This is a genomic window from Arcticibacter pallidicorallinus, from assembly GCF_003002875.1.
Lineage (GTDB): Bacteria > Bacteroidota > Bacteroidia > Sphingobacteriales > Sphingobacteriaceae > Arcticibacter > Arcticibacter pallidicorallinus.
This window is the reverse complement of sequence record NZ_PVTH01000003.1, coordinates 419,831-433,154: the sequence shown is the minus strand read 5'-3', so window position 1 is coordinate 433,154 and position 13,324 is coordinate 419,831. Positions and strand designations below refer to the sequence as shown.

Sequence of the window (13,324 nt, the reverse complement as noted above, 5' to 3'; positions counted from 1 at the left end):
ACATTATATGGCTTTATGTTTTAAATACGTATCGTGAGTGCAACCTTAAAAATTCGGCTTCTTTTACTACTATTAACTCTCAGCTGCGCTGTCACGGCATTGACAATAAATCTGACGTTCAATAAACACGAATTATTAGAGTTTGAGGCCAGTACTCTTGAAAAGCGGTTGCATGAAAAAGAAAAGTTCGTACATGACTATCTGAGCGATACCTCAAATATAAACCTACTTAAGCTTGCCCATACCAGTTCACCGGTAGCTCTGGACATCATAAAACACTTCCGTGATGACAAACGAATTTTCGTCTTTACTTACCATAACAATGAGCTTACCTTTTGGGGTGGAAACCGGATTTGCCCCAATTCAGATGCAGGATTAAAAGTAGGGAGTAACAGAATAAAGACGCAAAACGGCTGGTACGAAGCCATAAAATATCAGTCTGGATCTTTTTCGGTGGTTATGGCGATTCCGATCAAGGCTGAATTCAAGTTTCAAAACACTTATTTAAAGAACGTTTTTGATGAGGATCTGATTAGCGACAACAATCTCGAAATTGCCGGACTTGACGACAAAAAAACATATAATGTCAAAAACATCAATGGCGAATTCATCATCTCCGTTAAGCTTAAATCATCGATAACAAACACCTTCTACTCGACTTTAGAGCTGTGTATGTGGCTGTTAACAGCTCTATTCGCTACGCTATTAATCAACTTTCTTTGCATATCTATTGCGAAAAAAGGACACATCAAAACCGCTATCAGCGTCTTCTTTATCTACTTTCTTGCACTTAGGCTTTTAACATTATCTTTCCCTTATCTCGACACAGAATTCAACCTGAGTCTGTTTTCGGCAAGGCATTTCAATGATGGGTTTTTTCTTCCCTCCCTCGGTGATTTCCTTATAAATTCCATTGTGGTAAGCTGGTTCCTCGCATTTGTTTACAGCTATCGAAAGGAGCTTGAGATTACCGAACAACCCATAAGTAAATCAGCAGGAGGTATTATATTCTCATTACTCGGACTTATAATCTACTTTGTAGCCAGTCAGCTTAGCGACTTATTCTATGCGCTGATTATCAAATCAAGCATCAATTTTGATCTGACAAATATTCTGAATCTCACGGCTCACAGCTGGATATCGATACTAATACTCTACATATCCGCATTCAATTTATACTTGCTTTTAGAAATAATCCTTTCACTGGGGCGAAAGCTGCCGATCTCAAATAAGCTCCGTCTAAAAATCTTTATCAACGGAGTAGTGGTTCTTGTGCTGATCCACCTCCTCGTCGGAGAAGCGAATGCCTATATACCCTTATTCTGTACGATACTATTTATCCGGGGCTATTCATTCTATACACAGAAATCAAGCTATCGGCTGGTTATATTTCTTTTCTGCGTACTTCTTTTTTCAATCATCGCTTCGATAAAGCTCTCTTCATTTCAGTTTGAAAAAGAACGGGAGCAACGGAAAGTTGTAGCTTATAAGCTGGAGTCAGCCGATGATCCAAATGCCGTCCTGCTATTCATGTCTCTTGAGCAAGAGATAAGTAATGACGAGATGATAAAGGAATACTTCCAGACTCAGAATGCCTCGAAGGGTCAGCTGGATGACAATCTTAAAAAGCTTTATTTTGACGGATATCTATCCAGGTATGAATTCGAAACGTATACCTTCCACCCCGGAGAGGAATACAATTCTGCCGATAGCAGCCAAATACGCGGATACAAAGACCTGGTGATGGCCGGCTCTATTAAGGTTTCTGAGAACTTCTATCGGGTAAATAACACTTTTGGATTTCAAAACTACTTCGCCATCCTTCCGGTGACAGATAACGGCGATCATGTCGGTACAATTATTCTTACGCTTACTTCCAAGACTTTTAAGAACCCGGGTACGTTACCCGAGGTTTTGGTAGACAGCAAAATGAATACTGACAAGGAGCTCAACAACTATTCTTTTGCCTTTTACCTTGACGGACATTTGCTGAATCAAAATGGAAGTTATACGTACAATTTAGTAAATGACGACTTTCCGGGTAAAATCAACCAATTTATTTTTGTCGAAAAGAACGGTTACAGCCATGTCATCTATCAATCGAACAGCAAAAAACTAATAGTTGTAAGTCGCCCTGTTACCACCTTAATCATGAAGCTGGCCTCAGTATCTTTCATGTTTTTGGTGATGATTATTCTCACGCTTTTTATAACGGTTATTTATCGGCTATGGGTGACCTTTCACGACGAACGCTTCATAATTGAACAAAACGGATGGTCTGCCCTCCTCTCCAGACATAAAATCCTTTATAAAACCAGAATACAGGCATCGTTGGTAGCAGCAATTGTCTTCACCTTGCTGATTGTAAGTATTATAACCTACTTCAGCATCAGCAGCCAATTTAAAAAAGAACTCGAATCTGACGTCATCCATCAGGCTAATCAGGTGAACCTCGGTCTGGAAAAAAACAAGATCTTCAAAAACGGAAAATTGCTTGAAAATGAAGATATCCTTCGAACGTTCTCTGAAGTTAATGCGACTGACCTCATCCTGTTTGATGTAAACGGCAAACTGCTTTTCACGACGCAGTACAAAATTTACGATAACGGGCTTATAGAACCTCGAATGAACGCGGTAGCCTTTTTATATTTGAAGGGGCTTCAAAGATCAGAACTTCTTAATAGCGAAAAGATAGGGCACCTAAATTATATAACCGCCTACCGCCCACTACGCAATGCAAGAAACGAAACAATAGCCTATCTGGGCATCCCTAAGTTCTCTTTTGAACACGATTACGATATGCGGATTGGACAATATCTCAACACGCTCATCAACGTCTACGCATTGGTACTGATTGTTATAGCACTATTCGCGATATTCCTTGCAAACCAGATAACATTTCCGCTTACCCTGGTAAGTAAAAGTCTCAGCGAGATCAGCATAGACGGTAAAAACGAACCTATCAAATGGAAAAGCAACGACGAAATTGGCAGCCTCATAAAAGAATACAACAACATGATACGGGCACTTGAAGAAAGTGCTCAGAAGCTGGCGAGGTCCGAGAGAGAGTCTGCCTGGAGAGAGATGGCGAAACAGGTAGCTCATGAAATTAAAAATCCGTTAACACCTTTAAAATTGGGTGTGCAGCTCCTGGAAAAGTCCTGGCGTGAACAAGATCCTAACTTCAGCAAAAAGTTCGAACGCTTCAGCAAATCCTTCATTGAACAAATCGAAAGTCTCGCTCTTATTGCTTCCGAATTCTCCAACTTTGCAAAGCTTCCCGATACGCCCTTTTCTCAAATTAACCTTGTCGAGGTCATCAGGCGATCAATAGAAATTTACGACAGTTCAGAAGACCTCAGCATCACTTTTAACTACAGCAACCCGGAAGCGATCGTGAATGGAAGCAGAGATCATCTGCTGAGGATTTTCAACAATCTATTAAAGAACGCACTTGAGGCTATTCCAGCTTCTGTAACAGGAAGAATCGAAGTAATGCTTGAAGTGCAAGGCCAAAATGCCCTTATTTCGCTTTCGGATAACGGAAAAGGAATACCTGAAGACCTACGAGATAAAATCTTCAACCCTAACTTTACCACCAAAAGCTCGGGCACAGGTCTTGGTCTTGCATTCGTTAAACAAGCGGTAGAAAATATGCTGGGTACAATAACCTTTGAGACAGGACTGGAGACAGGGACCACATTCTTTATCCGCGTGCCTCTGGCTTCTGTATAAGACTATCTCAAGCCGAATACAGTCTTACCCATCGTATAGCCGTCGGCGTATAAAACCATGGTATACTCGCCTTTTTTTAAAGGTTGGATAGGGTCCCAATCGATGCTGTAGAGCTTCCCAAACGAGTTATCAAATTCGATATTTGTTTTATATGTGAACTGTAACTGATCACCGTCTGCGTCAAACAGGTCACTCCCATTAGTCGTGATTAAGTTTCCGTCAGGGTCAATCACCCGAATAAATATCTCGTGTTCTCCGTGCTGAGCAAGCGAGTTGTCTGCCACGGTGAATCTAATCTTCAAACGCTTGGCTGTGCTAGCCCGGGTAACCTCCGATTCTTTACCATTATTTCTGATTCTTACCGCAGATACGGCAATATTCGCTACTTTGATAGCAGCAGCGACCTTTACCTTATTACTCAAATCGGTATTCACCTTCTCAAGCATCGAAGCCCTTTCATTGATATTAGCAACCGTCGTTTGCAAACTATCCCTCTGTTCAGTAAGCTTCACGTTTTTCTTCTCTAAAACAACGATATCAGCTGTGTACTTCGATACAAATGTGCGAAGGTCCTTAATTTCCTTCTGAGCTCTTGCTAATTCTCCTTCGGTTAGCTGTCCCCGTCTTAATTGATCTCTTAACTCGTTAATTTTCACCCTCGCGAGCTCCTGACCCTCCTTAAGCTCTGCCGAAAGATTAACATTTGATGTCTTGGACCGGTCAAGTTCCGCTTCTATCCTGTCGATTTCAATCTCCATCCGGGATTTTTCATCAGTCAGGGTAACGACTTTATCTTCCGACTTTTTGTCTTTCAAAAACACATAGGCATTGGTGCCTAAAAGAGCAACTATTACCAGGATAAGAAAGTAAACCTTGTTCGAATCTTTTGATGGAGATGGGGCCTGTTCAGGGGCATCGTTTTTCATAATGATATAATTAATCCCATACTGGAAAGGAAAAAACTTAAAGTAACAAAGACGAAACTAATAACATCTTTCAATACGTTCAACAAAAAAGATATTAAATATCAAGAAGTGCTCCTTTACGACTTCACAAAACGTTTAACGATTAAATTTAAAGGAACTATCTTTGTTTTTTTGTGAGTTCCTCAAATCGGTTACTCCTACAATATAAAATTAGCAATAATGAGCGTTTTGAAGTCAATTCTATTCCCAATAATATTTCTTTGTTCCCTAAATCACACTTTTTCGCAGAACACCTACCACTCGCTTTCCGCTCCAAAACGAGAGTTTCGGGGCGTCTGGATAGCAACCGTAGCGAATATCGACTGGCCCTCAAAGCCGGGACTCTCGACTGATCTTCAGAAAAAAGAACTATTGCGCATATTCGATGAACACCAAAAGAGTGGCATAAACGCTATCATCCTGCAGGTTAGGCCGGCTGCAGACGCTTTTTACAGCCAAGGTACAGAACCCTGGAGCCGATTCCTTACAGGCAAACAAGGTCGCGCCCCTGCCCCCCTGTATGATCCGCTTGCATTCGCTATTGACGAGGCTCATAAACGGGGCATGGAGCTCCATGCATGGTTTAATCCATATAGAGCCTCGACGACACTATCTCCAACCGAATTAAGCGAAGACCACATTGCGAAAGAAAAGCCCCATTGGTTCTTCAGCTATGGCGGAAAAAAACTCTTCAATCCCGGGTTGCCTGAAGTCCGCGATTACATCGTTCAAACAATTATGAATGTTGTGAGAAATTACGATATCGATGGGGTGCACTTCGACGACTATTTTTACCCATACCCGGAGAAAGGTCAGGTCATCAGAGATGCGAAAGAGTTCGCCTTATACGGACAAAACTTTAAAAATATTGGTGATTGGAGACGTCATAATGTCGACACCTTAATCAAGGTTTTATCAGAAAGCATTCATAAAGAAAAGAACTTTGTCAAGTTCGGAATTAGTCCCTTCGGGATCTGGAGAAATAAGTCACAAGATCCTACAGGTTCCGAAAGCAATGGCTTAGACGGCTATGGCACATTGTATGCTGACGCCAGAAAGTGGGTACAAAGCGGCTGGATAGATTATATTAATCCGCAAATCTACTTCCCTTTTTACAACCGTGCGGCTGCATTCGAAAAGCTCACCGATTGGTGGAGCGACAATGCCTTCGGAAAACATGTCTACATCGGGCAAGCTGCCTACAGAGCCACGGAAAGAAGGGCTGGATGGATGAACTGGTCTCAAATACCTGATCAAATCCGCTATCTGCGCAATAACAACAGGGTTCAGGGCAGTGTCTACTTCAGTTCCAAATCCCTCACCGGAAACTATGCCGGACTCCAGGATTCATTAAGACAGAACTTCTATCGCCACCCTGCTCTTCCGCCTCAAATGCTATGGCGTGACGATACTCCTCCACAGGCACCGGTTAATTTAAACGCAATGGCTTCTACCAATGACAAGATTCTGCTGAACTGGAACGAACCCCTGATGTCCAGGGACGGAGAAAAAGCATATGGCTACGTAGTTTACCGTTTCAGCAATACCGAAACCATAGATATCCAAAACCCCGAAAAGATCGTCGGCATTAGTTATCAAAACAAAACCACGTTTGTAGATTCACACAACGTACCGGGAACCTATCTATACGTCGTCACTGCTCTTGACAGGTTAAAAAATGAGAGTCAGCCCTCCAATAATGCAATAGTGTCCATCGGTGGAGCTAATTAGTAAATCATGAATCCGGTTATTCAAAAGCTTGTTGACGCTGCAAATAAACCGTCACGAACCATTATCGGCTTAATGTCCGGTACCTCTATGGATGGCCTCGACGTCGCCGTGACGAAGATAAAAGGCAATGGTCTGGACACTTCAGTCGAGGTTCTTTATTTTGAAACGGTACCATTCCAGCCTGAATACAAAGCAGAACTTCAGGCTATATTTTGTAAAGAAACCGTCAACCTTCAGCATCTTACTCTTCTCAACGCGATCACAGCGAAAGTTCACGCTAAGATAGTTCTCGATTGCCTGAGGAAGTGGAATATCTCTATTGAAGAAATAGATTGTATCGCGAGTCATGGTCAAACCATCTACCATGCTCCTCAACGCCTCCACGGGCTGACTGATTATCCAAACGCTACGTTGCAGATAGGTGACGGTGATCATCTGGCGGTCACTACAGGAATAACCACCATAAGCGACTTCCGACAGAAGCATGTTGCCGCCGGGGGAGAAGGCGCTCCTCTCGCCTTGTATGGTGATAAAATCTTATTCTCGTCCAGAAACGAAAACCGCGTTTTGCTGAATATCGGAGGAATTTCCAACTTTACGTATCTACCAGCAGGTGAAACCTCACAATCCGTAGTATGCACTGATTGTGGTCCCGGAAACACCCTTTCCGATCTTTTGGTCAGAGTGCATTACTCGCAGCCATTTGACAGGGGCGGCGAAATAGCCCTTAGCGGGAAAGTCAACCACAGTCTTTTGAATACTATGCTGGAACAACCCTTCTTTGGACAAGCGCTTCCTAAGACAACCGGTCAGGAGCTCTTCAACAAGATGTTTATTGACACAGCACTTGATAAAGCAAACGCAGAAGATATAGAGCCGAATGACCTGATAGCGACAGTTGCTGAGCTGACCGCCTCATCAATAGCGACGTGTATCAAAACAGCAACGGAAGGAAAGCCCTTTAGATGCTATGTAAGCGGCGGGGGTAATCATAACAAATATCTGATGGAAAGCCTGAAGAGAAGCCTCCATCCCAATACAATTGGAAATATAGAAGACCTGGGAGTTAACGCAGATGCCAAGGAATCTGTCTTGTTTGCCCTGCTGGCGAACGAAACGATCTGCGGATCGGCAATTAATATTGAAGGGGCCCCCCGGATAATGATGGGCAAGATCTCGCTTCCTAATTGAAGTTTGCTAAACGGATAGCTCATCAGACCCGCCCTTAAGCAGACAGGTCTGATGAAAAAATTGTCTTAAAGTATTTTGAATCCAAGACTCAACTGCCACAGATTTTGCTTTTTAAGCACATCACTGTCACTCACATCGGTCAGTCCTGCTTCATATCTTAGATCGAGTGTGATTTTCGAAATGTCCACTCCTGCTCCAAACTGTGCTCCCCAGTTCTGATCCTTGTAGCTGTCCTTCCGGTAAGCATCAAGAACGTCGTTACCCGACAGATCCTTGTCCAGTACAAAAGAAACAACAGGTCCCGCCATAAAGCGTACATTCACGGGGCCTACTCCCACCTTTGTACCCAGCAATACCGGCACATCGAGGGTGGTAAACCTCACTTTGCCTTCAGCATTTATCGCGCCTTCAGTGTTCTCCGACTTGAATTCGCCCCCCTTGCCAGCAAGGTAAGCTTCGGGCTGTACATAAAAACCGCCCCCACCTACACGTGCCCATAAACCGGCCTGATAACCAAGGCGGTTTTCATCGCTGGCAAAATCCGATTCCAGTTTCGCAAAGTTCAACCCTGCCTTCAGTCCCAGGTTAAAAGACGGTAGCTGCGCAGAAGCGGCCTTACCAAGTCCCAACATAACCATTCCTAACAATAAAATCTTTCTCATATTCGTATTCTTAGTGTTTAATGCTTAATAACAATCAGCATCGTATATAGTTGCCAAATGTACGAGTCATTCACTTTTTTTTAAACACGTATTATTTCCTAATTTTACGGCAAAGAAAATCATGGCGGAAATCACTATTAGTACAGCAGACTGGGAAAGACTTAAATTAAAGGTCGAAAGAAAATACAGAGAACTATCTGAAGAAGATCTAGCCTATCAGGCCGGCGAAGAAGAACAGCTTATTCAAAGGCTAATGACAAGACTAAAAAGGAACCGCGAATACGTCGTCTTCACTTTAAAAAAAGGTCTTGTAAACATCGACAATAACCGCCTGTAACACTTGCGCGGCAAAATTCCAATAAAAAGGTAAATCTCGTCTTCAAATGGTATATTTATAATCCTGCACCTTCGTCTACCTGTAACGTGCAATAAGAATGGATTATGTTGAGCCTGAAGAAACATTCAAAGACACTTAGAATCTCCGCTTTTTCGGGGATCGCATTACTCTCTCTTGCCTTCAGCGATGCCTATTTCGAGGCATCCAAGAGTCTGGAGATATTTAACTCGTTATACAAGGAGATCAATATCAACTACGTAGACGATATTAATCCTTCCGAAATGATGGAGACGGGTATTGAAGCCATGCTTCAGAGCATGGATCCTTACACGGAGTATGTCCCCGAATCAAACATGGAAGACTACCGCATGAGGTATGTCAGTACCCAGTATGGCGGCATAGGAACCAGCATCCATCAGCGGGATGGTAAGTTCCTGGTTGCAGAAGCATTCGAGGGCTTTCCGGCGCAAAAAAGCGACCTGCGCGCAGGAGATGAAATCACAGCGATAAACGACATTCAACTAAAAGGGAAACCCTATGAATCAGTAAGCTCTATGCTGAAGGGACCTAGAGGCACCAGCTTAAAACTTACCGTCATCAGGCCTGGGATTAAAGAACCATTACAAAAGAATCTGGTCAGAGACGAAATAACCCAGCCTAATGTTAGCTATTCCGGGCTGATCAATAACAACATAGGGTATATTAAATTAGACAAGTTCCTTGAGAAGTCCGCTTCCGAAGTCGAAACCTCTCTATTATCTATATTAAAACAAAAACCTGAAGGGCTTATCCTGGACCTCCGCTCCAATGGAGGTGGCATCCTGCAGGAAGCCGTAAAAATCGTCAATCTTTTTGTTGATCCGAATACCATTGTCGTCACCCAAAAAGGAAAAACGAAGGAAAAGTCCTTCACTTACAAAACCTACAACAAGCCACTTGCCCCAAAATTACCCCTTGTTATTCTCATAAACGGACGCTCTGCTTCAGCTTCTGAGATTGTCGCAGGAGCCCTTCAAGATCTCGATCGCGCGGTGGTCATTGGTCAGCGAAGCTATGGAAAGGGCCTCGTTCAACAAAGCTTTAATCTGCCTTACAACAGCCTCGTGAAAGTAACTGTAGCCAAATACTATACACCTTCCGGTAGATGCATACAGTCACTCGACTATACGCACAAAAAGGAAAACGGACAGGTCGTAAAAATAGCCGATTCCCTGATAACTGCTTATCAGACCAAGGGCGGCCGTACTGTTTACGATGGCAGCGGGGTTTATCCGGACAAGTTCATTACGCCTGCAAAATACAGCCCCATAGCGTTAACGCTGCTTACAAAGCGTTTCATCTTCGACTATGCGACACTTTTCCGTAATAACCATGACGAAATACCCAAACCAGGTATCTTCACGCTGAGCGATGAGGAGTACAGCAATTTCGTCAATTATATGTCCGATAAGGATTATAATTATCTTACTAAAACTGAGAAACTATTGGATGACTTAAAAACAGAAGCTGATAGAGAAAAGAAGCTGTCGGAAATACAAAATGAATACAACGCCTTGAAAACAAAGGTATCTGTCAGCAAGAAAAATGATCTGCTGCAATTCAAGCCGGAGATCAGACTCCTGCTCCAGAACGAAATAATCTCACGATACTACTTTCAGAACGGACGTACCGAAAACAGCTTCAGCTCCGATAAAGATATCCAGTCTGCTAAAGAGGTTCTTTTAAATAAAAATATGTTAACTTCCATTCTGAAGGGAAACGGCACCTTCAGCTCTATTGGGAAGCCCGTTCATGGCTTCACTGCAAGTCTCTCAGAAGATTAAATAATTAACATGAATATTGAAGATTACCGCGAATTTTGCCTGAGCCTTAAGGGTACTACCGAAGGCTTTCCCTTTGGAGACGATACCCTCGTGGTAAAAGTAAAAGACAAAGTGTTTTCGTTAGCCTCTCTGGAGCCCTTCTCTTTTAATGTAAAATGTGATCCTGAAAAAGCTATCGAGCTTAGAGAATTATATCCGGACGTCCTTCCGGGATACCATATGAATAAAAGACACTGGAATACAATACAGATAAGTGGTGCCGTACCGGATGAGCTGCTCAGGCAATGGATTCGTGATTCCTACGATCTGGTAGTCGGTAGTCTGCCAAAAAAAACGCGCATGGATTTATGATAGTTTAGCAACTAAACCTTCCTGAAGGTTCTTTGTTAAATTAACATGAAAAAAACAACACCTGAAATAGCCATTGCAGCCATTCTTTTCGCTTCGGCTGCCCTTGTCCTTCGTAAACTGATAAAAAAACCCCTCGATACAGTCCCTCATGTTGAACTTGAAAAATACCTGGGTAAGTGGTATGAAATCGCTTCTTTCCCGCAAAAGTTTCAAAAGGGCTGCACCTATACGTCTGCGCATTACTCGCTCAATTCAGATAATACAATATCAGTTAAGAATTCCTGCATAGCAAACGGCGAGGAAAGAATTGCTATGGGCATCGCAAAAGTCACCGACAAAAAAACGAATGCCAAACTAAATGTCCAGTTCCAATGGCCGTTTAAAGGAAAATATTGGATTCTTGAGCTTGCACCCGATTATAGTTATGCCATGGTCGGACATCCTAACCGCAATTACCTCTGGATATTAAGCCGCAAGCCCTGGATGGAAATGGATGTCTACAAGAAACTGCTGATGTCTGCAGACCGCAAAGGATTTGACGTTTCAAGACTACGGATCACGCCCCAGAAATCAACTGACTGATTTCTCTAACAGTAAACTTCATGTATATTTAGCTGCATGATGCTTCAACACGGCTTTACAAAAAATATTAAACTTGCTGCCACCCTGTTCATGTTCTTTACGGCATTTATTCTCACATCCTGTGATAGTAAGGATAAGAAAATAGAGCGGCCTTCTTTCCAACCCGTACTGGGCATGCAGTTTATCGAAGTCCGCAGGGCATTTGACAATGGCCTCGCTTTCAATGAATATGGCTTTCAGCAAGAACCCGCCTGGAAGCTGTATTTCTTGTCAGAAGACTCCGTGATGATCTATAGTCCCTTTGAAAAGAAGTACTACCACTATCCCATCTATCATGATCATGACTCTGTATTTAATATCGCAAGAGAATGGCTTCGCCTGAAGAAACTGACAAAAGACAGCCTGACTTTCCAGCTCCTCTCTGTAGATAGAAAAGAAGTCTCTAGAGAGAGATCCAACGTCACGATGAAATTCTACTCCCACCGGTATCTTAGTGACGTGCTAAAAAAGGATCCCGTGCTGCTTAGGAGACCAAATCGAAACGACACCCTTTTCATTAAATCTTTGGTCTCCAGAGCCAATAGAAACCCAAAAAATCCCGATAGCGCCTTTGCCGCCCGTCAACCCGTCCAGCTGATAAGTACCATAAAGGAGATAGAAGTTGTGAAAGAGGGCCTGCAATATGACCCTCACAATCTATTGAGTATAAGCTCTGCCGACACCTATCTGAAGCCCGAATATTCGATTAACATCAATAAGGCCTATAAAGACTTCTCCCATACTTTCACTGCCCTGGTAGACCAGCATGGAAAGCTGCAGGTCGACACATTCTGGACCAGTGCCGAGTTTACTGCCTCCCGTCGTAAAGTGCTGGAAGGAATAGTCGACGTCTATCTTCAACGTTTCCTTAAGGTCATTCCAGGTAGCACCCTGGGCCTTCCTCATACCAGCCAGATCACCCTGTACGTCAAAGGAAAAAAGTGACTTTTTGTGGTCAATTGTATCATAATCAGGACAATTGAAATGTTAAATTTGGAAAAACAGGACACTTTTCACTTGACGCTTCCGATAATTTAACTAGATTTGCAATGCTCGTGTCAGATCTTATGACACAAGAGGGCGTTTAAAAGTACTGTTGTTTAACTTTAAACGAAGTTTAAATGGGGAAAAAAATGATTATAGCGATGTTAATCGCTATTATGTACGTGTCTAATACCCAGGCGCAAACTAAAAAAACTGTAGAGGATCCTGACAATCTTGCCAAGGATTACTTTTCTCAGATCATGGGAATTGCCGTATCAGCTACATCAAACGTTAAGCTTTACCAATTTGTTTATGACTGGATTGGAACTCCCTACCGCTTAGGTGGAGATACCAAAAGAGGAATCGACTGCTCAGGTTTTGCTTTTCAACTGTACGACAAGGTATTCAATACAGTTATTGGCAACAATTCCAGAAATATCTTCACCATGGTCAATCCTGTAAGCAAGGATGATCTGAAAGAAGGTGATCTGGTATTCTTTAAGATTAAAAGTCGCGCTATATCACACGTCGGCGTTTATCTTGGAGACGACAAATTTGCTCATGCGTCATCAAGCAGGGGTGTTACGATCAGTAATCTTAACGAGTCCTACTGGAAACGTTACTATTACAAAGGAGGAAGACTTATCGAGTCTCTGAAAGAACAGTTGTAAAAAATTGTTTAAAAAGCGAGGGTTGATATGAAAGCAAAGGCTATTCATATCAACCCTTTTTACATTTTAGCCACGTCCCGTGTATTCTTAACCAGGCCGATGCCGGTAAAAAAGAATATCAGTCCAAGAATTCCGTAAACAATCAACTCCCTTGGAGAGCCAGACTGCTGAACAAAACCTACAGCAGCATATATCAGTCCTACGATACCTAGTATCGTCAATATAGTACCAAAAGTTCTCTTTAAGTTCATAG

The 13,324-nt window shown here is 42.6% G+C and carries 12 protein-coding genes; 9 read left to right on the top strand and 3 right to left on the bottom strand.

Features of this window, described 5'->3' with window-relative positions:
* Positions 1-33 precede the first annotated feature (33 nt).
* The gene (locus tag B0I27_RS06835) at positions 34-3,735 is read left to right on the top strand and encodes a sensor histidine kinase (protein WP_146133099.1); all 3,702 of its coding nucleotides are present in this window, start codon (positions 34-36) and stop codon (positions 3,733-3,735) included.
* A gap of 2 nt (positions 3,736-3,737) precedes the next feature.
* Here the strand turns inward: B0I27_RS06835 and B0I27_RS06830 are convergent, their stop codons facing one another.
* Positions 3,738-4,661 carry a hypothetical protein gene (locus tag B0I27_RS06830; protein WP_245925449.1) on the bottom strand — a complete coding sequence of 308 codons (924 nt, stop codon included), beginning with the start codon at positions 4,659-4,661 and terminating at the stop codon, positions 3,738-3,740.
* Between the two features lie 219 nt (positions 4,662-4,880).
* Between B0I27_RS06830 and B0I27_RS06825 the strand changes: the two genes are divergently transcribed.
* A complete protein-coding gene (locus B0I27_RS06825) occupies positions 4,881-6,431 on the top strand; it encodes a glycoside hydrolase family 10-like protein (protein ID WP_106292468.1) in 1,551 nt (516 codons plus the stop codon).
* A 6-nt stretch (positions 6,432-6,437) separates the two neighbouring features.
* A complete protein-coding gene (locus B0I27_RS06820; protein ID WP_106292467.1) occupies positions 6,438-7,622 on the top strand; it encodes an anhydro-N-acetylmuramic acid kinase in 1,185 nt (394 codons plus the stop codon).
* Positions 7,623-7,687: 65 nt separating this feature from the next.
* Here B0I27_RS06820 and B0I27_RS06815 read toward each other — a convergent pair whose 3' ends face one another.
* Positions 7,688-8,284 (bottom strand): porin family protein, encoded by a 597-nt coding sequence (locus tag B0I27_RS06815; RefSeq protein WP_106292466.1) that lies wholly within the window; start codon positions 8,282-8,284, stop codon positions 7,688-7,690.
* Between the two features lie 121 nt (positions 8,285-8,405).
* On the opposite strand from B0I27_RS06815, the gene B0I27_RS06810 reads away from it, so the two are divergent.
* The 6 genes from B0I27_RS06810 to B0I27_RS06785 all read left to right on the top strand — a co-directional run bounded on the left by B0I27_RS06810 (position 8,406) and on the right by B0I27_RS06785 (position 13,071).
* Positions 8,406-8,621 carry a hypothetical protein gene (locus B0I27_RS06810; RefSeq protein WP_106292465.1) on the top strand — a complete coding sequence of 72 codons (216 nt, stop codon included), beginning with the start codon at positions 8,406-8,408 and terminating at the stop codon, positions 8,619-8,621.
* Between the two features lie 104 nt (positions 8,622-8,725).
* On the top strand, positions 8,726-10,444 hold the full coding sequence (locus B0I27_RS06805) for a S41 family peptidase (RefSeq protein WP_106292464.1): 1,719 nt from the start codon (positions 8,726-8,728) through the stop codon (positions 10,442-10,444).
* A 9-nt stretch (positions 10,445-10,453) separates the two neighbouring features.
* Positions 10,454-10,795 carry an MmcQ/YjbR family DNA-binding protein gene (locus B0I27_RS06800; protein WP_106292463.1) on the top strand — a complete coding sequence of 114 codons (342 nt, stop codon included), beginning with the start codon at positions 10,454-10,456 and terminating at the stop codon, positions 10,793-10,795.
* Between the two features lie 45 nt (positions 10,796-10,840).
* On the top strand, positions 10,841-11,377 hold the full coding sequence (locus tag B0I27_RS06795; RefSeq protein WP_106292462.1) for a lipocalin family protein: 537 nt from the start codon (positions 10,841-10,843) through the stop codon (positions 11,375-11,377).
* A 36-nt stretch (positions 11,378-11,413) separates the two neighbouring features.
* Positions 11,414-12,361, top strand: coding sequence for a hypothetical protein (locus B0I27_RS06790; RefSeq protein WP_106292461.1), 948 nt, complete (start codon positions 11,414-11,416; stop codon positions 12,359-12,361).
* A gap of 176 nt (positions 12,362-12,537) precedes the next feature.
* Positions 12,538-13,071 carry a C40 family peptidase gene (locus B0I27_RS06785; RefSeq protein ID WP_106292460.1) on the top strand — a complete coding sequence of 178 codons (534 nt, stop codon included), beginning with the start codon at positions 12,538-12,540 and terminating at the stop codon, positions 13,069-13,071.
* 59 nt (positions 13,072-13,130) lie between these two features.
* Here the strand turns inward: B0I27_RS06785 and B0I27_RS06780 are convergent, their stop codons facing one another.
* Complete coding sequence (locus tag B0I27_RS06780) at positions 13,131-13,322, bottom strand: hypothetical protein (protein ID WP_106292459.1); 192 nt, start codon at positions 13,320-13,322, stop codon at positions 13,131-13,133.
* Between the last annotated feature and the right edge of the window lie 2 nt (positions 13,323-13,324).

Coding starts and splice junctions, on each gene's coding strand:
- B0I27_RS06830 (WP_245925449.1), bottom strand. CDS start 4,661: ATGAAAAACGATGCCCCTGAACAGGCCCCATCTCCATCAAAAGATTCG.
- B0I27_RS06825 (WP_106292468.1), top strand. CDS start 4,881: ATGAGCGTTTTGAAGTCAATTCTATTCCCAATAATATTTCTTTGTTCC.
- B0I27_RS06820 (WP_106292467.1), top strand. CDS start 6,438: ATGAATCCGGTTATTCAAAAGCTTGTTGACGCTGCAAATAAACCGTCA.
- B0I27_RS06815 (WP_106292466.1), bottom strand. CDS start 8,284: ATGAGAAAGATTTTATTGTTAGGAATGGTTATGTTGGGACTTGGTAAG.
- B0I27_RS06810 (WP_106292465.1), top strand. CDS start 8,406: ATGGCGGAAATCACTATTAGTACAGCAGACTGGGAAAGACTTAAATTA.
- B0I27_RS06805 (WP_106292464.1), top strand. CDS start 8,726: ATGTTGAGCCTGAAGAAACATTCAAAGACACTTAGAATCTCCGCTTTT.
- B0I27_RS06800 (WP_106292463.1), top strand. CDS start 10,454: ATGAATATTGAAGATTACCGCGAATTTTGCCTGAGCCTTAAGGGTACT.
- B0I27_RS06795 (WP_106292462.1), top strand. CDS start 10,841: ATGAAAAAAACAACACCTGAAATAGCCATTGCAGCCATTCTTTTCGCT.
- B0I27_RS06790 (WP_106292461.1), top strand. CDS start 11,414: ATGATGCTTCAACACGGCTTTACAAAAAATATTAAACTTGCTGCCACC.
- B0I27_RS06785 (WP_106292460.1), top strand. CDS start 12,538: ATGGGGAAAAAAATGATTATAGCGATGTTAATCGCTATTATGTACGTG.
- B0I27_RS06780 (WP_106292459.1), bottom strand. CDS start 13,322: ATGAACTTAAAGAGAACTTTTGGTACTATATTGACGATACTAGGTATC.